The organism is Allobosea sp. TAB14 (assembly GCF_052113865.1).
GTDB lineage: Bacteria > Pseudomonadota > Alphaproteobacteria > Rhizobiales > Beijerinckiaceae > Allobosea > Allobosea spartocytisi.
Map to the genome: position 1 here is coordinate 1 of NZ_JBFRDQ010000060.1, position 20,955 is coordinate 20,955.

Consider the following 20,955-nt stretch of genomic DNA (forward strand, 5'->3'; position numbering starts at 1 on the left):
ATCATGAACCGGAATGCCGCCCTCTTCGCCGTGATGTGCCTCGTCTGGGGGCTGACCTGGCTGCCGGTGAAGGTCGGTGCCTCGCATGTGCCGCCGGTGTTCCTGGCCGCCGTCCGCTTTTCGCTTGCCGGCGTGCTGATGCTGCTCTGGGCCGGGCGCGACCTGCCGAAAGTGCCTGCTGGAGCCTGGCCGCGATTGATCGTCACGGCGCTGCTGCTCAACACCGCGAATTACAGCCTGCTGTTCTGGGGCACCGCCCATGCGCCGACCGGGCTCGCGGCCATCGTCAATTTCGCGACGATCCCGATCTTCACCCTGCTGGCGAGCCGCGCGATCGAGGGCGAGCGCATCGACGCGCGCAAGCTCGCCGCGATCGGGCTCGGCACGGTGGGGCTCGGCTTCCTCTTCGCGACGCGGGCGCTGGGCGGGCTTTCGGCGGTGCATGGCGACCCGCTGGAGGCGGTCGGGCTCGCCGCGGTCGCCTTCGGCACCTTGTTCTACTGCACGGGCGCGGTGCTCTCGCGGCCGATCGCGGGCACGATGCCGACGCTGACGCTGGCCGGTTGGCAGACGCTGATCGGCGGCGTCGGCCTGTCGGCTGTGTCCGCCCTGGTCGAGCCGGTCGGCCGTGCCGATTTCGCTGCGCTGGTGCGTTCGCCCGTGCTGCCTGCCATCGTCTTCCTCATCATCGGCGGCTCGCTGATGGGCTTCACCATCTATATGCGGCTGCTGAGGGATTGGGGCGCTTTCCGCGCCGGGCTCTACGCCTTCATCAGCCCGGCGATTGCCGTCGGCGTCGGCGTCATCGTCCTGAGCGAGCCCTTCGGCGTCTCCGAGGCAGTCGGCGCGCTGCTGATGTTCGGTGCGGCGGCGATCGCGCTGAAGCGCCCGGAACGGGCGCGCTGACCCGTCAGGGCGGCGGCGCGATGCGGGTGCTGCGCTTGAGCTGCGCACGCTCGAAGGCGACCACGATCGGCAGCGARATCACCAGCGGCAGGATGAGATAGAACAGCCGCCAGATCAGCAGGGCGGCGAAGACGGCCGGTGCCGGCACGCCGGGCATCACCGCGAGGAAGACCGCCTCCATCACGCCGACGCCGCCCGGCACCTGACTCAGCAGGCCGGCGGAGAAGGAGAGCAGGAAGGCGCCGAGCACGACCATGAAGCCCGGATTGCCCTGGTCCGGCAGGGCGAAATAGATGATGCCGGCGGCGCCGGCGAGCTCGAGCGGCGCGGCGAGATATTGTCTCGCGACGATGCGCAGCCGCGGATAGATGACCTCGAACTTGCCGATCTTCACCGGCCTGAACTTGAGCCAGGAGCCGATGGTGTAGAGCGCGACGAAGACGAGCATGCCGACGCCGATCAGGCGCGCCGTGCCGTCGCCGATGGCGAACCATTTCGACAGCCGCGTCAGCGGCCGCAGGATCTCCGGCTCGTAGACCAGCACGATTCCCAACAGCAGCAGCGTGCCGAAGGCGAAGGTGAAGGAGCAGAGCGCGATCAGGATCGCGACATCCGCCGCCGTCAGCCCCTTCGCGGTATAGGCACGGTAGCGCACCATGCCGCCCGAGAAGACCGAGGCGCCGATATTGTGCGAGAGCGCATAGGTCACGAAGGAGCAGAGCGAGATGTAGAGCCAGGAGATGCCCTTCTCCTTGCGCAGATGCATCAGGGCGATGCGGTCGTACCAGGCGAGCGCCGCATAGGCGACGAGGGTGGCGAGCGCGGCGTGGAAGAAGGCGTTCGGCGGGATCACCGCGATCTTGTGGCCGATGCGGTGGGCGATGATCTTGATGCTCTGCCAGAGATTGGCGTTCTGGAGCAGAGCCTCGATGGCCGCGTCCGTGCCGGCCTCGGCCTTGAGCTTGTCCCAAAGCAGCTCGACGGACCAGACGACCGCGACGAGCCCGATGATCGGCCAGAGATAATCGAGATAGCGTTTCATGAAGGCCGCGACGGGAGGGACTTCGAAAGGGCTTGGCAAGCAGGCCCGCGTCGTCACCGCAGCGGCGCGAACCTTCACGTCCTCTTGCCAGCGAGGAGGGCCGAGGGCAAGCGGCGTTGCCGCCGCCTGCCGGATTGATAGCGGCTACTTGCCGTTTTTCCTGAGCCATTCACGCATCTCGCCGACCTCCTTCTCCTGGTCGCGGATGACGTTCTCGGCGAGCTTGCGGATCTCGGGATCCTTGCCATGGGCGAGGACGACCCGCGCCATGGCGATGGCGCCCTGGTGATGCGGGATCATGCCGCGCACGAAATCGGCATCGGCATCGCCGGAATAGGGGATGTCCATGTCCTTGTGCATTTTCGCGTTGGCTTCCTTGAAGGCCTTGGTCGCGGCGCTGTCCGTGCTCGCGCTGTCCATCTTCATGGTGCCGCCGCCATGGCCCTGATGCTGGGCCAAGGCCTGCTCGACAAAGCCGGGGCCGGCGAAGGCGGCTGCGAGTGCGAGCGCCGCGAGGGACGATTTGAAGCGATTCATTGTTCGGATTCCTGTGAGAACGAATGACGGCTCGCACCGGCAACGGTGTCGGAAGCCGCCTGAAAACGGGAAAAGGATTCAGCTTCGCGCGAGCCCGCTTCGGGGCGGCGGCTTGGCCGGCTCGGTCGAGATGCCGGCGCGCGTCTCGGCCAAAGCGAGGCCGGGCCGCGACCAGAGGATCGTCCGCGAGGGCAGGGCGATCACGGGGGCTTCCGCGATCAGGCCGCAGCCGATGATGCAGCAGATCGGCGGCGCRCCGGCGGGATGCCCCTTCGCGGAAGGCGAAGGCTGGTGGCAGGGTGCAACTTCGGTAGCGGTCAAGGCGCTCGCGGCGGGTGTTCCGAGCGGGTTCGCCTGATGCTGGCCCGAGGCTGTCACGGGCATGCGCATCAGCGAAGCGGCGAGCGTGACATGGGGGACCACGGCGAGGCACATCACCAGGAGCGCGAACAGCAGCCGCAGCCGCTGCCCGTTCCCGTACCGCCGATCCGGCGGCGATATGCTCCTGCCATGCGTCATCGCACCATGATCTTTCGGCCGGGATCGTGTCATGATCGCGGCAGACTCAAAACCACCATCGGATGCCGCCTTGACGCAGACCCTGACCATCAGTCTCACTGGTACCACGGACCTACCGCCCGGCAAGATCGCCGCGGTCGTCACGTCGCTGGAAATGTTCGCGAAGCCGGCCGAGCGGCCCGACCCGCCGGGAACCGGGGCTTTCTCCCTCGAGCCGATCGACGGGTGCGATACGGAGCGCTATCTCGCCCTCTACCGGCTGCTCGGCGAGCGCTGGATGTGGTTCAGCCGCCTTACCGAGCCGCGTGCCGAGCTGGAGGCGACCCTCACCGATCCATCCGTCGCGATCTATGCCGCACGTTATGAGGGGCGCGATGTCGGGCTGTTGGAACTCGATTTTCGCGAGGCGGGGGAGGCGGAGCTCGCCTTCTTCGGGCTCGACGAGCCCGTGCTCGGCAAGGGAGCCGGACGCTGGCTGATGAACCGGGCGCTGGCGCTGGCCTGGGCGAAGCCGATCTCGCGCTTCTGGGTGCATACCTGCACCATCGACCATCAGGGTGCGCTCGCCTTCTACCAGCGCTCGGGCTTCAAGGTCTTCAAGCGCGGCATCGAGGTCAACGACGACCCGCGGCTGGCGGGCCAGATGCGGCGGGATTGCGTGCCGCACCACCCGGTCGTCGCCTGAGGGCGCGATCCACCGCCGTCATGCTCGGGCTTGACCCGAACATCTCGGAAATCAGAGCGCTCTGGTCATGAGATTCTCGGGGCAAGCCCGAGAATGACGCCCTGTCCCGGTCGGCCGTATCGCCGGCAAACAAAAAGGGCGGAAGCCTGTGGGCTTCCGCCTTCTGATAGCTTTCGGTCGGAAGCGCTCAGGCCCGCGAGCGCAGCCCGATGGCGTCCATCGTCGCCTGGTCGCGGGCGGCTTCGGCGGCGCGCTCGGTCGCCCGTTCGCGGTCGTCGAGGATCTCGACCTTCTTCATCTCCTCGAAGGCCTCCTGCAATTCGGCCTTGGCCTCGTCGAGCTGGCCCTGCAGGTTCTCGGCCGACTGGCGCAGATTGTCGCGCCGGCCAAGCGCCGCCTTGGCGTAGGTCGGATAGGCGAAATGCGCGGGATCGGAGATCCCGGCGCGTGCTTCCTCCGAGTGGATTTCACGATCGAGATCGTTCGCCATCCGATTGAAGTCGGCGATCATCATCTCGATCTGGCTCACCCGGCGACGTTTTTCGTCGACCTGGAAGCGCTTCAGCCGCAGAAGCGTCTCTCGCGACTTCATCTCGTTTTCAACTCCTGATCGCGCATGGTCGCGGCCGACCCCTCGGCCTGCGACCGGAAAACTCCGCGAGACGGCGTCACAATAGGCGCAAGGAGGTTGACCCTTTCTTACCGGAAAGGACTGTCTTTTCTGCATGTTCAAGTCGCATCCGCGCTGCTGCCGCGGCGTGACAGGATGATCTAGTCAGTTTCCGGCGGTCAGCCGGCCGTTCTTTCGGGTTCCTCGCCTTGCCGTCCTCATCTCGTTTTTCCGGCCACGGGCCTTTGCTATGCGGGCTGGTCGCGACGCGGCTCATCGGCTGGGGCACGACCTTCTATTCGCCCTCGGTGCTGATGCAGGCGCTCGACCGTGACCTCGGGCTCAATGCCGAGATCGTCTTCGGCGGCATCACCATCCTGCTGGTGACGGGCGCGCTGGTCGCCCCCGCGATCGGCCGCGTGCTCGACCGGGAAGGGACGCGCCGCTCGATGTGCGTGGGCGCGATCATCTGCGCGCTTGGGTTCGCGGTGCTGTCCATGGCGCAAGGGCCGATCAGCTATCTGGCGAGCTGGTTCGTGATCGGGATCGGCCATGCGATGTCGCTCGCCAATGTCGGCAACGTCGCTGTCGCGCAGCTCATGGGCGAGCGGACACGGCGGGTCATCGGCCTGATGATGCTGGTGACGGGGCTGTCCTCCAGCCTGTTCTGGCCGCTGACGGCGATCCTCATGGATGCCTTCGGCTGGCGCGCGACGCTGCTCGTCTTCGCAGCGATGCAGCTCTTCATCGTCCTGCCGATCTATGCGGCGGTTCCGCGCTTCCACGGACATCCTGCGCCGGCGGCCGCCGGGACCGCGCCAGCTTCCTCCCTCGAGACCGGGCGGGTCGAGCCCGGAAAGCGGCGGATGGCGTTCTGGCTGACGGCTTTCGCCTTCTCCGCCAGCGGCCTGGTTTCCTGGGGGCTGCCGCTGCATCTCATCAGCCTGTTCCGGGAGGGCGGCCTGACGCAGACGGAGGCGGTCTGGATCGCGACGCTGGGTGGACCCGCCACCATCGTCGCTCGGGCGATCGACGCCACGCTGGGCGAGAGGCTGCCRGTCGAGCGCGTCGCGCTCTTCGGCCTGCTGCTCGGGCCGCTCTGCTGCCTTATCCTGCCCCTGGCGCCGACGGGGATCGTGGCGGCCGGAATCTTCGTCGCGGTTTTCAACGCGGCGCTCGGCGTCATTTCCGTGGCGCGTGCGACGCTGCCGCTCGCGCTCTTCGGGCGGCGTGGCTTTGCCGCGATGCTCGGCCAGCTCACCGTGCCGCAGAACATCGCCTTCGCGGTGGCGCCACTGCTGTTCGCGGTGCTGATCGAGCGTCTCGGCGCCAGTGCGACGCTGATCTTTTCCGCCGTGATCCAGTTCTTCGGCTTCTTCGCGATGCTCGCGCTGGCGCGGTTGCTCGCGCGGGCGCCGGCCGTCTCTCAATAACCGGCGAGCAGGGCCAGCAAGGCGAGCGCCGCCGGCAGGGCCTGAATGTAGAGGATCTTGCGGCTCGCGGTGGCCGCGCCGAAGAGGCCTGCGACGAGCACGCAAGCCAGGAAGAACAGCTTGATCGAAAGGCCTGCCGGCCCGAGCCAGAGGCCCCAGCCGAGCCCCGCGGCGAGAAAGGCATTGTAGAGGCCTTGATTGGCTGCCAGCACCCGTGACTGCTTGGCGAATTCCGGCGTGAGGCCGAAGGCCCGGCGTCCGCGCGGGGTATCCCAGAGCCAGATTTCCAGCACGGCGATGTAGACATGGATCAGGGCTACGAGCCCGGTCAGGATGGTGGCGATCAAGCTCTGGGTCTCCGGTCGGCGTTCGCAGCGGGCTTCAGCGCAGCTCGATCTTCACGACGTCGCGCACGGCCCGCGCGCCGCGCTTGTCGCCGGGAGCGACGAGGCGCCAGTCCTGGTCGAGCGGCTTGCCGTCGATCGCCGTCACCAGGAGCAGGGGCAGATTGCCGAAATCCGGATGGATCTCGCCGATCGAGAAGGCAATGCGATAGCCGTCCCGGGCATTGACGAGGATGGTCTTGGCGAGCTGAGCCTTGAGATCGAGGCCGTCGAAAACCTTGTTCGCCTGCAGGACGTCCCACAGCAGCACGCCCCTGTAATGCGCGGTCGATGGGCCCTTCGAAGTGGCGAAGGTGACGTCGCGGTCGACGTTGGGAAGGGTGGCCACGGTCCGGGGCGATAGGGTGATCGCGGAAGGTCCCGCCCCGATCAGTTCCAAGGCGGGCTCCGTGGCCCGCGCAGCCGCGGAGCCCGAGAGCAGCACGAACAGGATCAGGAAAGAGCGCAGCATCGAGATGTCCTTCCGCAGGCGGCGACTGTAACATAGCGTCCCCTGCCGGCGTCAGGGCCTCGGCCTGTCATAGGGCGTCCTCCTGGCGATGCCGTGCTCATGCGCCTTCGCTCATGATCGCTGCGAGGCGGGCATAGCTTTCCGGAAGCGAGGTCGCATCGTCCTTGGCCTGCTTGAGGAAAGCCTCCAGCGCCGGGCTGAGGCGGATCGCCWCGTCGACCTCGGCCGAGGCGCCCTGGCGATAGGCGCCAAGGCGAATCAATTCCTCCATGTCGGCATAGGTCGCGAGCGTGGCGCGCGCCTTCTGCACGACGGGGTAATAAGCCGGGTCGCAGGAGCGCGGCATGGTGCGCGAGACCGATTTCAGGATGTTGATCGCCGGATAGCGGCCGCGCTCGGCGATGGAACGCTCCATCACGATATGGCCGTCGAGGATGCCGCGCACCGCGTCGGCGACCGGCTCGTCATGGTCGCCGCCATCGACCAGCACGGTGAAGAGGCCGGTGATGGCCCCGTCTTCGGTGCCTGGCCCGGCACGCTCCAGAAGGCGCGGCAATTCGGCGAAGACGGTCGGCGTGTAGCCCTTGGTCGTCGGCGGCTCGCCGGCGGCGAGCCCGATCTCGCGCATCGCCATGGCGAAGCGCGTCACCGAATCCATCAGGCACATCACCTGCAGGCCGCGGTCGCGGAAATATTCGGCGAGCGTCAGGGTGGTGAGCGCCGCCTGCTTGCGCATCAAAGCGGGCTCGTCGGAGGTCGCGACGACGACGATCGAGCGGGCGAGGCCCTCCGGCCCGAGGTCCTCCTGCAGGAACTCCTGAACCTCGCGGCCGCGCTCGCCGACGAGGCCGATGATGTTGACGTCGGCGCGGGCATAGCGGGCCAGCATCGAAAGCAGCACCGACTTGCCGACGCCCGAACCGGCGAAGATGCCCATGCGCTGGCCGAGGCAGCAGGTCAGGAAGGCGTTGAGCGCGCGCACGCCGAGGTCGAGCGGCTTGCCAACGCGGCGCCGGGCGTGGGCCGGCGGCGGATCGGCGCGAAAGGCGTAGAGCGTGTCGCCCTGCGGCAGCGGCGGGCCGCCATCGACCGGACGGCCGAGCGCATCGACGACGCGCCCGAGCCAGGCCGAGGTGGGCGAGAGGCCCGGCTGCGCGCGGTCGACATAAGCCGGGCACCCGCGGCGCACACCGTCGAGACCGCCGAAGGGCATGACCAGCGCCTTCTCGCCCGAAAAGCCGACGACTTCGCAGGGGACGCGCGTGTCCGGCGCGATCTCGATGCCGACCCGGCCGCCCAGGCTCATCGCGCCGATGGGACCGGCGACCTCGACGAGCAAGCCGCGCACGCCGATGACACGGCCATAGACCGTCATTCCGTCCAGGCCGTCGATGGCGGAGGCCAGGGCCGAGAGCCGTCCAGTACCGTGTGAAGGGTTGCTCATAAGGCCTTCGTCAAYCTTTCRTTTACCTCTGTGATTAACACTGTGTTTCGAGATCGCTGCGTGTCGCGGGGCTTTTGCTGCCCCGTTTCCCGAGGCGGTCTCCGCGAAACGGCGTTTTCGCGGAGGAGTGCTCGTCGATCCGTGTCAAATTCGACTCACCTGGACAAGGATCGTTCACTTTCTCCAAGGAAGCCCTTGCGCTCGGGAATCACGGTTTGTTAACCAATTCACCGTAGCGTGTCGCGTGGCGTTTCATCGGGCAAGTGCGTCGTCGTCCGGTTCCGGGCTGGTCCGGGCGAAAAGAGCGATCAACCTGCCCTGCGGGCGAAATTGGGGACGTGGACATGCGGGTTCTGCTGATCGAGGACGATAGCGCGACCGCTCAAAGCATCGAGCTCATGCTCAAATCCGAGAGCTTCAACGTCTATACGACGGATCTCGGCGAAGAGGGCGTCGATCTCGGCAAACTCTACGACTACGACATCATCCTGCTCGATCTGAACCTCCCCGACATGTCGGGTTACGAGGTTCTGCGCAGCTTGCGGGTCGCCAAGGTCAAGACGCCGATCCTGATCCTCTCCGGCCTCGCCGGGATCGAGGACAAGGTGAAGGGCCTCGGCTTCGGCGCCGACGACTATCTCACCAAGCCGTTCCACAAGGACGAGCTGGTCGCCCGCATCCACGCGATCGTGCGTCGCTCGAAGGGCCACGCCCAGTCGGTCATCACCACCGGCGATCTGGTCGTCAATCTCGACACCAAGACGGTCGAGGTCGATGCCGCCCGCGTGCACCTGACCGGCAAGGAATACCAGATGCTGGAGCTGCTYTCGCTCCGCAAGGGCACGACGCTCACCAAGGAGATGTTCCTCAACCATCTCTATGGCGGCATGGACGAGCCCGAGCTCAAGATCATCGACGTCTTCATCTGCAAGCTGCGCAAGAAGCTGGCGAACGCCTCGGACGGCAAGAACTACATCGAGACGGTCTGGGGCCGCGGCTATGTGCTGCGCGAGCCTTCCGACGTCGAGGAACGCATCCCGGCCTGACGCATTCCCGTCGCTTCGTCGTCATGCGACGGTCACGCGGCAGGGAGATAAGAGTTTTGACCTGATCGTCGGATGTACACGACAGGTCGRCGGGACCCCGCCGCAAGGCGGGGTTTTTGTTTATCGGGCTCTTTCTGGACGAGCTCTGCCGGGCCGGATCGGAAAGGGCCCGGATCGTTCGGAGTGTTTCCGGCGGCGCCTCGCCCCTCGAAAACCTTCGCCTCGAGAACCTTCGCCCAGCTTCAATGTGCGGTGGCGTTGCGACCGGGCGCGCGCCGATCGAGGGGGCGGGGAAATGCGGGTGTCGCCGCCGGCCGTGGCCCGGTCGCCGGCCGGTAAAGCCCGCGGTGCTGCGGGTCAGGCTGCAACGCCGTCACGAGGCCGACGACGGTTTCCGTCGCTCCCAGGACGAGGCCTCCCGCCGGCGCGAGCCGCTGGGCGAGGAGGTCCAACGCCTTCTCCTTCGTCGGCACGTCGAAATAGATCAGGACGTTGCGGCAGAACACGATGTCGAAGCGGCCGAAATGGTCGTTGCGCTCCAGCAGGTTGTGCTGGCGGAAATCGACCTTCGCACGCAGCCGGTCGGCGATCTGCCATTTGTCGCCGCGCTGGCTGAAATGCTTCAGCAGCATCTGGATCGGCAGGCCGCGCTGCACCTCGAACTGGCTGTAGATGCCGGAACGAGCCTTCTCCAGCACGTCGCCGGAGATGTCGGTGCCGAGGATCTCGATCTTCCAGCCGGCAAGGCGCTCGGCCATGTCGTCGATCAGCATGGCGAGCGAATAGGCCTCCTGGCCGCTCGAAACCGCGGCGCACCAGATGCGCAGCGAACGCGAAGCCGCGTTGGCAGCGAGCTTTTCGGGCAGCAGGACATCACGGAAGAGGTCGAACGGCGTGCGGTCGCGGAAGAACAGGGTCTCGTTGGTGGTCATCGCCTCGACCACGGCGGCCTCCAACTGGGGATCGCGGCCGAGCCGCATTCGCTGCATCAGCACCTCGATGCTCTCGATGCCGCGGCGCCGGCACAGGATGCTCAGACGGCTCTCGGCGAGATAGCGCTTGTCGGTGCCCAGAGCCAGGCCGGAACGCTGCCGCAGCAGCAGGCGCAGGAAGGCGAAATCCGTTTCCGTCATGCCGGCGGCGCTCCCCGCAGGAGAGCCCGGATCGCGCCACCGATCTCGTCGAGTGGCGCGACCGCGCTGGCGTGGCGGGCACGCACGACCGAGCCGGGCATACCCCAGATCGTGCTGCTCTGTTCGTCTTGCGCGACGACGGCGGCTCCGGCCTGGCGCAGGGCCGCGGCGCCGTCCGTGCCGTCGCTGCCCATGCCGGTGAGCACCAGCCCCAGCGCCGCGGCGCCGAGATGGCGGGCCGCATCGCCGAACAGGACATCGACGGCCGGGCGGCAGAAATTGACCGGGGGGCCGTCGCTGATCGCCGCCACGATATGGCCGAGCCTCCGGTCAATGCCGAGATGCCGCCCGCCCGGCGCGATGTAGACGGTGCCGCGCGCCAGGCGCTCGCCATCGAACGGCTCGCGGGTGGGGATGCCGACATGGCTTGCGACCTGCTCGGCGAAGGAGGCCGTGAACAGGGGAGGCATGTGCTGGACGACGAGCGTGGTGATGTCCCTCAGCGCGTCGCCGATGTCGAAAAGGACCCGAGCGACGGCGCGCGGGCCGCCGGTCGAGGCGCCGATCAGCAGATAGCGCGGCATCGCCCAGACGAGGGGCCGCAGATCGGTATGGCCGGCCGGCCAGCCGAGATCGACCTCGGGCGGCAACGTCCCCGGCTGGGTCGCGGATTGGGCGATGTTGCCGAGCTTCAGCAGGAACTCGCTGCGGAAGTCGAGCGACAGCGTCATGCCGGCGCGGCTGTCGGGCTTGGAGACGAGATCCATCGCGCCTTTCGTCATGCATTCCAGGGCGAGGCGCGTATTGCGCTCGTTCAGCGTCGCCGCGAGCAGGATGCTGGTGTGCGGGCTTTCCCGCAGGATGTGCGGCAGGGCGCTGGGGCCATCGACGCCACGCATGTCAAGATCGAGCACCAGCACGTCCGGCTTGAAGCGGCCGGCATGGGCCAGCGCCGTCTCGCCGTCTCCGGCCACGGCGACGACATGGAAGTTGCCGGTTTCGCCGAGCCAGCGCGCGAACAGTCCGCGCACGACCGCCGAGTCATCGGCTATGACGACCGTCTTGTGCCGGCCGGAACCGGGCGAGGCTGAACGCGAAACGATCATGCTGGCGCAACCCGGTTGTGGAAAGGCGTCGTCATCGAAGGCGAGGAAGCGTTGCGAGCCTCGAGGCTCAGAGCAGCCCGACCTGATGGAACTTGGACGCCACGATCTCCTTGTCGAACGGCTTCATGATGTATTCGTCGGCACCGGCATGCATGGCCCGGGCGATATGGGCGATGTCGTTCTCGGTGGTGCAGAATACGACCTTGGGCCGCTTGCCGCCGGGCATCTGGCGCAGCGTGCGCAGGAATTCGTAGCCGTCCATGATCGGCATGTTCCAGTCGAGCAGCACGGCGTCCGGCATCTCGCCCTTGCAGGCGTCGATGGCGCGCGCGCCGTCTTCCGCCTCGGCGATGCGGAACTGCAACCCTTCGAGGATGCGGCGGGCTACTTTTCGGATCACCGCCGAGTCGTCGACAACGAGGCAGTACTTCATGGTCTGTCTCCAGAAACTCTGCCGGGCACTCAGGCTGCGGCTTGCAGGTCAAGGTCAAGAACGGCGTCGAGATCGAGGATGACGAGCAGTTCGTGGGGAAGGCGGTGAACGCCCCCCGCCAGCGCGGCCCATGTCCTGTCGAGATTGACGGGCAATGGCTCGAGGGTCGAACGATCGAGCCGGACGACCTCGCCGACGGCGTCGACGATCAGCGCATAGGCCTCGCCGCGATGGTCGAGGCCGATCGCCGTCAATTCGGCATGTCTCTGGTCGAGCGTCTCGGGGACCGGGCAACCCAGCCGGCTGCGCAGGCAGATCGCGGTGACGATGCGGCCGCGCAGATTGAGCAGGCCGACAATGTCCGGCGGTGCACCGGGAACGAGCGTGATGCGATGGGTGATGAAGACGTCGCGCACGCGCTCGATCGGCAGCCCCAGCAGCTGTCCGCCGATCCGGACCGTCACATAGTCCAGCGAATCCGCGAAATGCGGCGCCGGGCCCTGGTCATGGCTCGGGCTTCCGGTCATGCGGCGTCCTTCATCGTAGAGCCGCTGGCGTTCAACTCGCCCAGCAGGGCGCGGCGGTCGAATTTGGCGACGATTCCGTCGGCGCCGGCCTCGGTCACCCGGCGGTGCAGTTCCGGCGTCGCGCAGGTCGTCAGGCCGAGAAGCCGCAGCGGATTGTCACGGGGGCGGGCGCGCAGCGCGACGATCAGCTCCAGCGCGGCCTCGAGGTCGCGGTCGAGATCGACGAGGACGATGCCGACCTCCGGCGCCATCGCCGCCTGCGAGGCGGCGTTGCCGTCGGCCGCGGTGGCGAGGATGCGGCCTGAGGCCCGCAGCACGGGGCTCAGCATCTCCCGCAGGAACTCCGAGGGTTCCACCAGCAGGACATGCTCCGGCGCCACGTTTGCCCGGCCTGCGCCGGTCCAGCCGGGCTCGCCGAGCGGCAGGTAATGGGCGAGATCGACGATGTCGGTGGCGCGGCCGCGCAGGATCGCCGAACCGATCACGCCCCGCTCGCCGGACGTCGCCAACTCCAGCTCGAATTCTTCGTCGATGATATCGATGATGGTCTCCACCGCGAGCGCGGCGGTCTGCTCGCCATTCGAGACGATTACGAGGGGCTGGAGCCCTTCGCGCAGCAGCTTGGTTTCGCCAAGCGGCGTCACCGGGACCAGGCGGTTGCGATAATGCAGGAGCGTGCGCCCCGCGCCGTGCTGGAAGCTGTCGGCATCGACCTCCTCCAGCCGCGTGACGAGCGAAAGCGGCAGGGCCTGGATCCGGTCGGCGCCGGTGCGGAACACCAGCATCGTGGTGCGCTCCCCACTCGCCATCGGCGCCGGCGCGGCTTCCGCCTCGTCATCGGCCGCGTCGGAACCGGCCGCGCCGACGAGCCGGGCGATGCCGTTGGGATCGACGATCAGCACGACGGCGCCGTCACCGAGGATGGTGTTGCCGGAGAAGAGCGGGATGTGCCGAAGCTTGCTCGACATCGGCTTCACCACGATTTCCTCGGTGTGGAAGACGCCGTCGACGAGGATGCCGAACTGGCGCTCGCCGATCTGGGTGACCACGATGAAGCCGTCGGCGCCGTCCTTCTTCGCGCCGCCCATCAGCTCGCCGAGCGCGACGATCGGCAGGAGCCGCCCGCGCAGGCGCAGCACGGGAGCGCCGTTGATGTCCTCGAGACGGTTCTCGTCGCCGGCCTTGACGCGCACGAGCTCTCGCACCGCCGTCTGGGGGATCGCATAGCGCTCCTCGCCGGCGACGACGATCAGGGCCGAGATGATGGCGAGCGTCAGCGGGATCTTGATGGTGATCGTCGTTCCCTGGCCGGGGCGGCTGGCGATGTCGACGAGGCCGCCGACCGAATCGACATTCGCCTTGACGACGTCCATGCCGACGCCGCGACCGGACACGGCCGTGATATTATCGACCGTCGAGAAGCCGGGATGGAAGATGAAGCGGGCGATCTGGGTGTCGCTCATCCTCTCGATCTCGGCTTCGGTCGCGAGGCCGGCGGCGATCGCCTTGCGGCCGATGCGCCCGACATCGAGGCCGCGCCCGTCGTCGCCGACCGCGATCGTGACCGAGCCGCCTTCATGCCAGGCCGAGACGCGGATCGTGCCGTGCTCGGGCTTGCCGGCGGCGCGGCGCTCCTCCGCGGACTCCAGCGCATGGTCGGCGCAGTTGCGGACCATGTGGATCAGCGGATCCTTGATCAGGTCGAGGATCTGCCGGTCGAGTTCGGTGTCGGCGCCCTCGGTCACCAGCTCGATGCGCTTGCCGAGCTCGCTGCTCAGATCGCGCACGATGCGCGGCAGCTTCGCCCAGGCGCTGCCGATCGGCTGCATCCGGGTCTTCATCACGCCGTCCTGCAATTCGGCGGTGATCAGCGAAAGACGCTGCAGGGGAGCTTTCAGCCCGGCATCTTCCCGCTGCCGCGAGACTTCGAGCAGCTGGTTGCGGGTCAGCACCAGCTCCGACACCATCGTCATCAAATGTTCGATGGTGTCGACCGCGACGCGCAATGTCGGGGGGCCGCCGGTGCGCTGGCCCGCGCCTTCCTCGGCAGGGGCCTGTGGCTTGGTCTCGATGCGGCCATCCGGTCCGCGTTGCGGGTCCGGCACGCTGCGAAAGACGATGTCGTCGGAAGCGGAGGCGCTGGGCGAGGCGAGGGCGGCGGCTTCCTGGGCCTTGCCGTGGCGCGCGAGATAGGCCGCGACAGGATCGACGAACACCTCGTCGGGCGGCGACTGGACCAGCTCGGCCTTGGCATGGCTCGCAAGCGCCTGAAGCTCGCCGATCAGCGTCTCGTCGTTGCCCTCCGGCTCCTGCCCCTTTTCGGCCAGCTCGGACAGGATGTCCTTGATCCGGTCGATCGTCTCCAGGATCGCGGTGACGGCGCTCGGCTTGACCGTCGCGCCGTCGCGGAACTGGCCGATCACCGACTCGGCCGCATGGGTCAGCGCCTCGAGCCGGGGCAGGCCGATGAAGCCGCAGGTGCCTTTGACGGTGTGGACGAGGCGGAAGATGTTCCGCAGGATGTCGCGGTCGTTGGGATTCTGCTCGAAACGGACGAGCTCCCGATCGACCGTGTCGAGATTCTCGCCGGTCTCGGTCAGGAACTCTTGCAGCAGCTCGTCCATGCAGGAAGATCACTCAACGCGACGCACTGCGGGAACTAAAGCAGCAGAAGGGTTTATGATCGGTTGAAACCCGACCTCGACTGCGGAGTTTCGCTCAGGCTTCCGCCTTGGCGGCCTTGATCGTGACCATGTCGCCCTCGATCGCGAAGGTGATCGCCATGCCGGCGGCCCGGGCGACCATGCCGGCATAGAGCGGCTGGACGGCGTGGGCGTCGATCGCGCCGCTCTCGGAACGACCCGCGATCAACTCCTCGACATGGGCCGGGATGCGGGCATGCGAGCCGGTCGCGGTGATCTCGAAGGAGCCCTGTTCGCCCTCGACGACCGCGCGCGAGACCAGCTTGCCGCCGCGCGGCACGGCCTGCGTCGCGATGAGCAGGAGGTTCAGCAGCAGCTTGACCTGGTTCTTCGGCAGGAGGGCGCGCGGCGCCTCCCAGTCGAGCGAGAGCTTCTCGTCGTTGAGGAAGCCGTTGGCGACGTTGCCGGCATCGCCGAGGTCGATCATCGCGCCGGCAGAGCCGGCGGCGCCGAAGGCGAGGCGGGCGAATTGCAGCCGGGCCGAGGCGTTGCGGGCGCTCTTCTTGATCAGCTCGAGCGCGAAGTCGCGCATCGAGGGGTCATCTTCCTCCAGAACTTCCAGGGCATTGACAATCGCGCCCACCGGGCTGATCACGTCATGGCAGACGCGGCTGCAGAGAAGCGCGGCCAGGTCGAGCGGATCGAGCGAGATGGCGGTCATGAAGGTGGAATCCCGGGATGTGCGATGCGCCGACGGCGTGGCGCCGTTGCTCCCTGGTATGGTGCCATCTTGGTTTTCATGTGGTTAATCCCCATATCCCGGACAAAGTTTCAAAGGATGGGCCGCCATGATCGGCCGTGAGGATCCCCGCCTGCGCGATCGCGACGGGCTGGGACGCAAGCTCGCGGAAGCTGCCAGCGCCAGCGCCGCCGTATTGCTCGCCATGCGCGCCGCTTGCGACGTCAAGCTCAAGAAGGACGGTTCGCCGGTCTGCGCGGCCGATCTCGCGGCCGACCGGGCGGCGAAGGATGCGCTTGCGCGTCTGCTCCCCGATTTTCCCGTCATCAGCGAAGAGACGGTCGACAGCGTGAAGCCCGACGCGGTCTTCATCCTGCTCGATCCGCTGGACGGCACGCGCGAGTTCCTTGCCGGCGGCGACAGCTACTGCGTTGCGATCGCCATCGTGGTCGATGGCCGGCCGATCGCCGGTGCCATCGCCGCCCCGGCGTTGGGGCGCCTTTGGTTCGGCGGGGAGCACGCCTATATGCAAGGTTTCGCGGCGGATGGCTCGCTGACGGGGGCGGCCAGCCGCGTTGCGGTCCGCGCTCTCCCGGACGAGGGGCCGGTCGTTCTGGTGAGCCGCTTCCACGGCGACGGGCGCAGCGACGGCATCACCGCCACCATGTGCCGCGGCAAGGGCGTGCCGATGTCGTCGGCCGTCAAGTTCGGCCTGATCGCCAGCGGCGAGGCCGATCTCCATGTCCGCTGCGGGCAGACCATGGAATGGGACACCGCGGCGGGCGATGCCATCCTGTCGGCGGCTGGCGGGATCATCCTGACGCTCGATGGCGCCGTTCCCCGTTATGGCCGGACGGAGCAGCAATTCCGCAATCCGCCCTTCGTCGCCGCGTCGAGCGAGGGGCTGGCGCGGCGCGCCATCGCCGGCTGCTGAAGCCGCGACCCGGATGGCGGCGGGCGGCTTCCTGAAAAAAGACCAGGGCTGAGGTCTCAGCGCGCGACAGTGCGTAGCACGGTGCTCCAGCGAGCCTCGGCGGCGCCGAGCAGCGAGCGGTCCTGCAGGAAGCGCCTGCGGTTCTCATCCGAGCGGAACAGGAACAGGCGGGAGCCGACGACCGCGAACCGGCTCGGATCGCTGTCGACCGCCACCCCGTCGGCGACGCCGGTCGGATCGAAGCCCGCGAAGGCCGGGGCGTAGATGCCGGGCGCATCGCGGAAGGCGGCGAGATTGGCGGCCGACGCGAAGCGCCAGACGATCCCGCCCTGGATCAGCTCATGCTCCGGCTGCCCGGCGATGGGCCTGCCTTCGAGGTGGTAGGCCACCGGATCGAAGCCGTTGAGCGCCAGGCCGGTGCGCGGGTCGCGCTGCATCGTCTCGCCGAGCGAGGGAAGCGGCGGCAGGCCCGCGGGCAGGCCGTTCTCAAAAACGATGACGGCAGGGGCTGTGGCCGGGGTATTGGCCAGCGCGGCCCGGGCGAGAAACGGCAGCGAGACGCAGCCGATGGCGAGCAAAACCCAGCTTTGCCATGTTGCGGCCTTCATCGCGGGCAAATCCTCGTCTTCCCTCGGTCATGGGCCGGTCGGCTCCGTCCAAATCTTCACGGCTTGGATAGATTTGCAACGTATCAGTTTGGTTAGCGAACTGATTCGCTTTTGTCGGATGTCGCGTTTTTCGATGTCCGGCAGCGAGCGGCGGATTGCCCAGGATCGGCCCGCCTTCCGGCCCGCGTGGCGCCTTCCAAAGCAGGTTGCAGAGCAACCGCCGGGCGCCGATCGGACGGACCAACACACCGCTCTGGTGTCCGGTTCTGCCGGCCGCCCTGTCCGGAGATCTTGTTCATGATCCAGACCCGCCGCAGTCTCATCAAGGGCGGCCTCGCCGTGGCCGGAACCGGCCTCGCAGGGCTGCCGATCCCGGCGATCGCGCAGGCGCAGAACTATGACAACCAGCGCTCCTTCTCGCAGAACGAACTCGTCGGCTCCGGCCACAAGTTCTTCGGCAACGTCTCGCGCGGCCTTGCGCTGGCGATCGAGGAGGCGGTGCGGCGCTGGGGCGAGCCGAACGGCTATATCCTGGGACAGGAGGCGTCCGGTGCCTTCGTCGGCGGGCTGCGCTACGGCGAGGGCACGCTCTACACCCGCAATGCCGGCGATCGCCGCACCTTCTGGCAGGGACCCTCGATCGGCTTCGATTTCGGCGGCGAAGGCGCCCGCACGATGATGCTGGTCTACAACCTGCCGACGGTCGAGGCGATGTATCAGCGTTTCGCGGGCGTCGACGGCTCGGCTTATTTCATCGGCGGGTTCGGCTTCACCGCGCTCACGGCAGGGGGCGTCACGGTGGTGCCGATCCGGACCGGGGTGGGCTGGCGGCTGGGCGTCAATCTCGGCTATCTCAAATTCTCGCCGCAAGCCACCTGGAACCCGTTCTGAGGCTGCAGCCGGCCTAGCAGCGCGGTTTCCGACGCCGCGGATGCTGCCGCCGCCCATCGGCTTTTTCTGGCCATGGCGGGGTGGGCGTGGCAGGATTCGGCTTGAGTTGGACCGGATGCGGAGCCGCAAGCCTTGATCGAAGCCGCCATGCTGTTCGCGCTCGGCTTCCTGTGCGCAGCCCTGCTGGCGCTGGCGGCCGTGCCCGCCCTGTCGCGCCGGGCGGACCGCCTGGCACGCAAGCGCGCCGAAGCGGCCTTTCCGCTCTCCCTTGCCGAGATCGCGGCCGATCGCGACCATCTGCGCGCCGAACTCGCCGTGCGGATGCGCTCGGCCGAGCAGGAGGCCGAGAAGGGGTTCGCCGCCAGGGCCGGCGCGATGCAGGAAGTCGGCCGGCGCGACATGGAGATCGGCCAGCTCAGGCGCGACCGTGCCGAGCGCGACGACAGGATCGCGAGGCTCGATGCCGAACTGGCACAGACGCGTGGCCAGCTCGACGAAACCCGCACGGCCCTCGAGACCGAGCGCGGCGGCCACGCTGCGACGACGGCGACGCTGGAAAAGCGGATCGCGGATCTGGCCGCGCTCGAACAGAGCCTCGCCGAGACCCGGCRGGCGCTGACCGGCACGGGTGCCGATCTCGACGAACGGTCCGGCGAGCTCGCCCGGGAACGCGAGACGGTCGGGCGCATCGAAGCTGCGTTGGCGGAGCGCGAGGCGGAGCTGACAAAGCAGCGCGACGAGCATGAGCGGCTCAGGCTCGCGCAGGTCGAGGACCGCACGCAGATCATGGTGCTTCAGAGCGAGCGCGACGAATTCGGAGACCGGCTGGCGGTGACGGAGGAGCGTCTCTCCCGCAGCGAGGTCGCGCTCGCCGCGATGACGGCCGAGCGCGAAGGCGAGCGGCTGCGCGCGAATGCGCTTGCGGCGCGTGCCGAGCAGGCCGAGGCGGGGCTGGCGGCAGCGGATGCGCGCGGTAGCCTCGCGGCGAACGAGGCGCAGCAGGCATCGCGGCTTCTCGAGCAGGAGCGGGCCGAGCACAAGCAGGCCCATGAGAGGATCGACAGCCTGGAGGGCTGGCTCGTGGAAGCGCAGCACGCCCTGGCGACGTCTCGCCGCGAGCATGAAAAGGAGATCGCGACCGTGACAGGATCTGAGCAGGATCGCGAGGCGCGGATCGCGGCCTTGCATGCCGAGCTGCAGACGCTCGAAGGCGCGCTGGAGCAGGCGCGCAGCGACGGGATGGAGGCGAAGCGCGAGCTCGCCGCCCTGCGCAAGAGCACGGCCGCCCAGGGCGGCAACATGGCGCTGCGGCAGGAGATCATTCGGCTGGCAGACCGGCTGATGAGCCAGCCGACCGGGCGCGACGCGGCGGAATGAGGCGAAAAGCGGTTTCCATGCGCGGGGCCTTGTTCTAGGAGAGCTTGCCCGCGCGCCGCGCCATCTCAATGGTTTTAAATCCCGTGACCGACAGTCCCATCGACCTTCTGTGCCTCGGCGAGCCGCTCGGCGAGTTCAATGCGACGCGGGCGGAATCCGGCGCCTTCCAGTTCGGCCAGGGTGGCGACACGTCCAACTGTGCGGTGGCGGCAGTGCGCCAGGGGATGTCCGTCGGCTATCTCGGGGCGCTCGGCAACGACATGGCCGGGCAGTCGGTCCGCGCGCTGTGGCAGCGCGAAGGTGTGAACGACGCCCATGTCGCGACGCATCCGAGCGCGCCGACCGGGCTCTATTTCGTCGATCACGGGCCTTCGGGCCATGTCTTCTCCTATCTGCGGGCTGGTTCGGCCGCGAGCCTCTACGGGCCGGGCGACCTGCCGCTCGGGATGATCCGCTCGGCGCGGATCATCCAGGCGTCGGGCATCAGCCAGGCGATCTCGGCCAGTGCCTGCGACGCCGTGTTCGCGGCCTTTGAGACGGCGCGCGAGGCCGGCGTGCTGACCGCCTACGACACCAATCTGCGCCTCAAGCTCTGGCCGTTGGCGCGGGCCCGCGCGATCATCCACGCCGCCTGCGCGATGGCCGACATCGTCCTGCCGGGCTTCGACGACGCGACGCAGCTCACGGGTCTCAACCAGCCCGACGCCATCGCCGATTTCTATCTCAAGCTGGGCGCGCGGGTCGTGGCGCTGACGCTCGGCCATGAGGGCTCGCTCGTCGCTACGCCGGTCCGGCGCGAGCGCTTCCGCCCGATCAAGGTCGATGCGATCGATGCGACCGGCGCGGGCGACTGCTATGACGGCGCCTTCCTCGCGGAATATCTGCGCACGGGCGATGCCTTTGCGGCCGGCGCCTAYGCCAATGTCGCGGCKGCMCTYTCSACGCWGGGYTATGGCGCRGTSGCGCCGCTGYCRMRGCGCGCCGATGTCGAGGCGCGGATGGCGAGCGAGGCCAGGAACTCCTGATGCAAGACCTCCTGACGAGCGTGCCGATCCTGAAGCATGCGGACGCGCTGCTCGAACGCTACGACGTGCTGATCAGCGACGTCTGGGGCGTCGTCCATGACGGGCTCTGGGCCCTGGAGCCGGCCTGCGCCGTCTTGACCGCCTTCCGAGAGCGCGGCGGCGCCGTGGTGCTGCTCTCGAACGCGCCGGGACCGTCGCAGYACGTCGCAAGCGTGCTCGACGCCAAGCGCGTGCCGCGCGGAGCCTGGGACAGGCTCGTCACCTCCGGTGACGTCACGCGCTCGCTGATCGCCGAAAGTCACCACAGCCGCGTCTATCATATCGGCTGGCAAAGCGACCGGGCGCTGTTCGCCGGTCTCGATGTCGAGCTCGTCGGCGAGGCGCAAGCCGACCTCGTGGTCGCGACCGAGCTCAACGACTACCGCAACGAGACGCCGGAGCAGTACCGGCCGCTGCTCAGCCG

General features: G+C 67.9%; 23 protein-coding genes. 9 read left to right on the top strand and 14 right to left on the bottom strand.

From position 1 onward, the window contains the following. The coding region (locus AB4Y99_RS11320; protein WP_441523378.1) for a DMT family transporter at nt 1-906 on the top strand (906 nt) is incomplete at its 5' end. Nucleotides 907-910: 4 nt separating this feature from the next. On the opposite strand, the gene AB4Y99_RS11325 is transcribed toward AB4Y99_RS11320, so the two are convergent. From AB4Y99_RS11325 to AB4Y99_RS11335, 3 genes are all read right to left on the bottom strand, one after another. Further along, entirely contained in the window at nt 911-1,948 is a 1,038-nt protein-coding gene (locus AB4Y99_RS11325) for a lysylphosphatidylglycerol synthase transmembrane domain-containing protein (RefSeq protein WP_038359327.1), read from the bottom strand. 144 nt (nt 1,949-2,092) lie between these two features. Continuing rightward, nucleotides 2,093-2,485, bottom strand: a complete 393-nt coding sequence (gene copM / locus AB4Y99_RS11330; protein ID WP_441523379.1) for a CopM family metallochaperone — start codon at nt 2,483-2,485, stop codon at nt 2,093-2,095. 78 nt (nt 2,486-2,563) lie between these two features. Continuing rightward, nucleotides 2,564-3,004 carry a hypothetical protein gene (locus AB4Y99_RS11335; RefSeq protein WP_113252655.1) on the bottom strand — a complete coding sequence of 147 codons (441 nt, stop codon included), beginning with the start codon at nt 3,002-3,004 and terminating at the stop codon, nt 2,564-2,566. 70 nt (nt 3,005-3,074) lie between these two features. Here AB4Y99_RS11335 and AB4Y99_RS11340 point away from each other — a divergent pair, with 70 nt between their 5' ends. Next, nucleotides 3,075-3,689, top strand: coding sequence for a GNAT family N-acetyltransferase (locus AB4Y99_RS11340; protein WP_441523380.1), 615 nt, complete (start codon nt 3,075-3,077; stop codon nt 3,687-3,689). A 187-nt stretch (nt 3,690-3,876) separates the two neighbouring features. Here AB4Y99_RS11340 and fliJ read toward each other — a convergent pair whose 3' ends face one another. Continuing rightward, nucleotides 3,877-4,281 (bottom strand): flagellar export protein FliJ, encoded by a 405-nt coding sequence (gene fliJ, locus AB4Y99_RS11345; protein ID WP_112762799.1) that lies wholly within the window; start codon nt 4,279-4,281, stop codon nt 3,877-3,879. Nucleotides 4,282-4,508: 227 nt separating this feature from the next. Here fliJ and AB4Y99_RS11350 point away from each other — a divergent pair, with 227 nt between their 5' ends. After that, nucleotides 4,509-5,732, top strand: coding sequence for an MFS transporter (locus AB4Y99_RS11350; RefSeq protein ID WP_441523381.1), 1,224 nt, complete (start codon nt 4,509-4,511; stop codon nt 5,730-5,732). On the opposite strand, the gene AB4Y99_RS11355 is transcribed toward AB4Y99_RS11350, so the two are convergent. The 3 genes from AB4Y99_RS11355 to fliI all read right to left on the bottom strand — a co-directional run bounded on the left by AB4Y99_RS11355 (nt 5,726) and on the right by fliI (nt 8,031). Continuing rightward, complete coding sequence (locus tag AB4Y99_RS11355) at nt 5,726-6,079, bottom strand: DUF1304 domain-containing protein (protein WP_185747930.1); 354 nt, start codon at nt 6,077-6,079, stop codon at nt 5,726-5,728. The two genes, AB4Y99_RS11350 and AB4Y99_RS11355, sit on opposite strands and share 7 nt — an antisense overlap. A gap of 34 nt (nt 6,080-6,113) precedes the next feature. Then, complete coding sequence (locus tag AB4Y99_RS11360; RefSeq protein ID WP_156115875.1) at nt 6,114-6,587, bottom strand: hypothetical protein; 474 nt, start codon at nt 6,585-6,587, stop codon at nt 6,114-6,116. A 97-nt stretch (nt 6,588-6,684) separates the two neighbouring features. Further along, a complete protein-coding gene (fliI, locus tag AB4Y99_RS11365) occupies nt 6,685-8,031 on the bottom strand; it encodes a flagellar protein export ATPase FliI (protein ID WP_441523382.1) in 1,347 nt (448 codons plus the stop codon). A gap of 344 nt (nt 8,032-8,375) precedes the next feature. Here fliI and ctrA point away from each other — a divergent pair, with 344 nt between their 5' ends. Beyond that, a complete protein-coding gene (gene ctrA, locus AB4Y99_RS11370) occupies nt 8,376-9,077 on the top strand; it encodes a response regulator transcription factor CtrA (protein WP_038359314.1) in 702 nt (233 codons plus the stop codon). A gap of 242 nt (nt 9,078-9,319) precedes the next feature. Here ctrA and AB4Y99_RS11375 read toward each other — a convergent pair whose 3' ends face one another. The 6 genes from AB4Y99_RS11375 to chpT form a co-directional block, all read right to left on the bottom strand. Further along, the gene (locus AB4Y99_RS11375; RefSeq protein WP_133562781.1) at nt 9,320-10,210 is read right to left on the bottom strand and encodes a CheR family methyltransferase; all 891 of its coding nucleotides are present in this window, start codon (nt 10,208-10,210) and stop codon (nt 9,320-9,322) included. Further along, complete coding sequence (cheB, locus tag AB4Y99_RS11380) at nt 10,207-11,316, bottom strand: chemotaxis-specific protein-glutamate methyltransferase CheB (RefSeq protein WP_038359311.1); 1,110 nt, start codon at nt 11,314-11,316, stop codon at nt 10,207-10,209. Before cheB ends, AB4Y99_RS11375 begins: the two co-directional genes overlap by 4 nt. A 67-nt stretch (nt 11,317-11,383) precedes the next feature. Beyond that, nucleotides 11,384-11,749 carry a response regulator gene (locus AB4Y99_RS11385; protein WP_038359309.1) on the bottom strand — a complete coding sequence of 122 codons (366 nt, stop codon included), beginning with the start codon at nt 11,747-11,749 and terminating at the stop codon, nt 11,384-11,386. Nucleotides 11,750-11,778: 29 nt separating this feature from the next. After that, nucleotides 11,779-12,276, bottom strand: a complete 498-nt coding sequence (locus tag AB4Y99_RS11390; protein WP_038359307.1) for a chemotaxis protein CheW — start codon at nt 12,274-12,276, stop codon at nt 11,779-11,781. Continuing rightward, nucleotides 12,273-14,900, bottom strand: coding sequence for a hybrid sensor histidine kinase/response regulator (locus AB4Y99_RS11395; RefSeq protein WP_441523383.1), 2,628 nt, complete (start codon nt 14,898-14,900; stop codon nt 12,273-12,275). Before AB4Y99_RS11395 ends, AB4Y99_RS11390 begins: the two co-directional genes overlap by 4 nt. Nucleotides 14,901-14,994: 94 nt before the next feature. Then, a complete protein-coding gene (chpT, locus tag AB4Y99_RS11400; protein ID WP_038359304.1) occupies nt 14,995-15,639 on the bottom strand; it encodes a histidine phosphotransferase ChpT in 645 nt (214 codons plus the stop codon). 127 nt (nt 15,640-15,766) lie between these two features. Here chpT and AB4Y99_RS11405 point away from each other — a divergent pair, with 127 nt between their 5' ends. Beyond that, on the top strand, nt 15,767-16,591 hold the full coding sequence (locus AB4Y99_RS11405; protein WP_112762794.1) for a 3'(2'),5'-bisphosphate nucleotidase CysQ family protein: 825 nt from the start codon (nt 15,767-15,769) through the stop codon (nt 16,589-16,591). Nucleotides 16,592-16,647: 56 nt separating this feature from the next. Here the strand turns inward: AB4Y99_RS11405 and AB4Y99_RS11410 are convergent, their stop codons facing one another. Beyond that, nucleotides 16,648-17,199 carry a YHS domain-containing (seleno)protein gene (locus AB4Y99_RS11410; RefSeq protein ID WP_441523384.1) on the bottom strand — a complete coding sequence of 184 codons (552 nt, stop codon included), beginning with the start codon at nt 17,197-17,199 and terminating at the stop codon, nt 16,648-16,650. Between the two features lie 297 nt (nt 17,200-17,496). Between AB4Y99_RS11410 and AB4Y99_RS11415 the strand changes: the two genes are divergently transcribed. From AB4Y99_RS11415 to AB4Y99_RS11430, 4 genes are all read left to right on the top strand, one after another. Next, nucleotides 17,497-18,090: a DUF1134 domain-containing protein gene (locus AB4Y99_RS11415; protein WP_038359302.1), complete on the top strand. Its 594-nt coding sequence runs from the start codon at nt 17,497-17,499 to the stop codon at nt 18,088-18,090. A gap of 132 nt (nt 18,091-18,222) precedes the next feature. Next, complete coding sequence (locus tag AB4Y99_RS11420) at nt 18,223-19,467, top strand: coiled-coil domain-containing protein (protein ID WP_441523385.1); 1,245 nt, start codon at nt 18,223-18,225, stop codon at nt 19,465-19,467. An 83-nt stretch (nt 19,468-19,550) separates the two neighbouring features. Then, entirely contained in the window at nt 19,551-20,492 is a 942-nt protein-coding gene (locus AB4Y99_RS11425) for a sugar kinase (RefSeq protein ID WP_441523386.1), read from the top strand. Then, the coding region (locus AB4Y99_RS11430) for an HAD family hydrolase (protein ID WP_465248676.1) at nt 20,492-20,955 on the top strand (464 nt) is incomplete at its 3' end. The genes AB4Y99_RS11425 and AB4Y99_RS11430, both read left to right, overlap by 1 nt.

What these genes read in the sequence shown, in the direction of transcription:
- copM (WP_441523379.1), bottom strand. Translation starts at nt 2,485, where the DNA reads ATGAATCGCTTCAAATCGTCCCTCGCGGCGCTCGCACTCGCAGCCGCC.
- fliJ (WP_112762799.1), bottom strand. Translation starts at nt 4,281, where the DNA reads ATGAAGTCGCGAGAGACGCTTCTGCGGCTGAAGCGCTTCCAGGTCGAC.
- AB4Y99_RS11360 (WP_156115875.1), bottom strand. Translation starts at nt 6,587, where the DNA reads ATGCTGCGCTCTTTCCTGATCCTGTTCGTGCTGCTCTCGGGCTCCGCG.
- AB4Y99_RS11375 (WP_133562781.1), bottom strand. Translation starts at nt 10,210, where the DNA reads ATGACGGAAACGGATTTCGCCTTCCTGCGCCTGCTGCTGCGGCAGCGT.
- cheB (WP_038359311.1), bottom strand. Translation starts at nt 11,316, where the DNA reads ATGATCGTTTCGCGTTCAGCCTCGCCCGGTTCCGGCCGGCACAAGACG.
- AB4Y99_RS11385 (WP_038359309.1), bottom strand. Translation starts at nt 11,749, where the DNA reads ATGAAGTACTGCCTCGTTGTCGACGACTCGGCGGTGATCCGAAAAGTA.
- AB4Y99_RS11390 (WP_038359307.1), bottom strand. Translation starts at nt 12,276, where the DNA reads ATGACCGGAAGCCCGAGCCATGACCAGGGCCCGGCGCCGCATTTCGCG.
- AB4Y99_RS11395 (WP_441523383.1), bottom strand. Translation starts at nt 14,900, where the DNA reads ATGGACGAGCTGCTGCAAGAGTTCCTGACCGAGACCGGCGAGAATCTC.
- chpT (WP_038359304.1), bottom strand. Translation starts at nt 15,639, where the DNA reads ATGACCGCCATCTCGCTCGATCCGCTCGACCTGGCCGCGCTTCTCTGC.
- AB4Y99_RS11405 (WP_112762794.1), top strand. Translation starts at nt 15,767, where the DNA reads ATGATCGGCCGTGAGGATCCCCGCCTGCGCGATCGCGACGGGCTGGGA.
- AB4Y99_RS11410 (WP_441523384.1), bottom strand. Translation starts at nt 17,199, where the DNA reads ATGAAGGCCGCAACATGGCAAAGCTGGGTTTTGCTCGCCATCGGCTGC.
- AB4Y99_RS11415 (WP_038359302.1), top strand. Translation starts at nt 17,497, where the DNA reads ATGATCCAGACCCGCCGCAGTCTCATCAAGGGCGGCCTCGCCGTGGCC.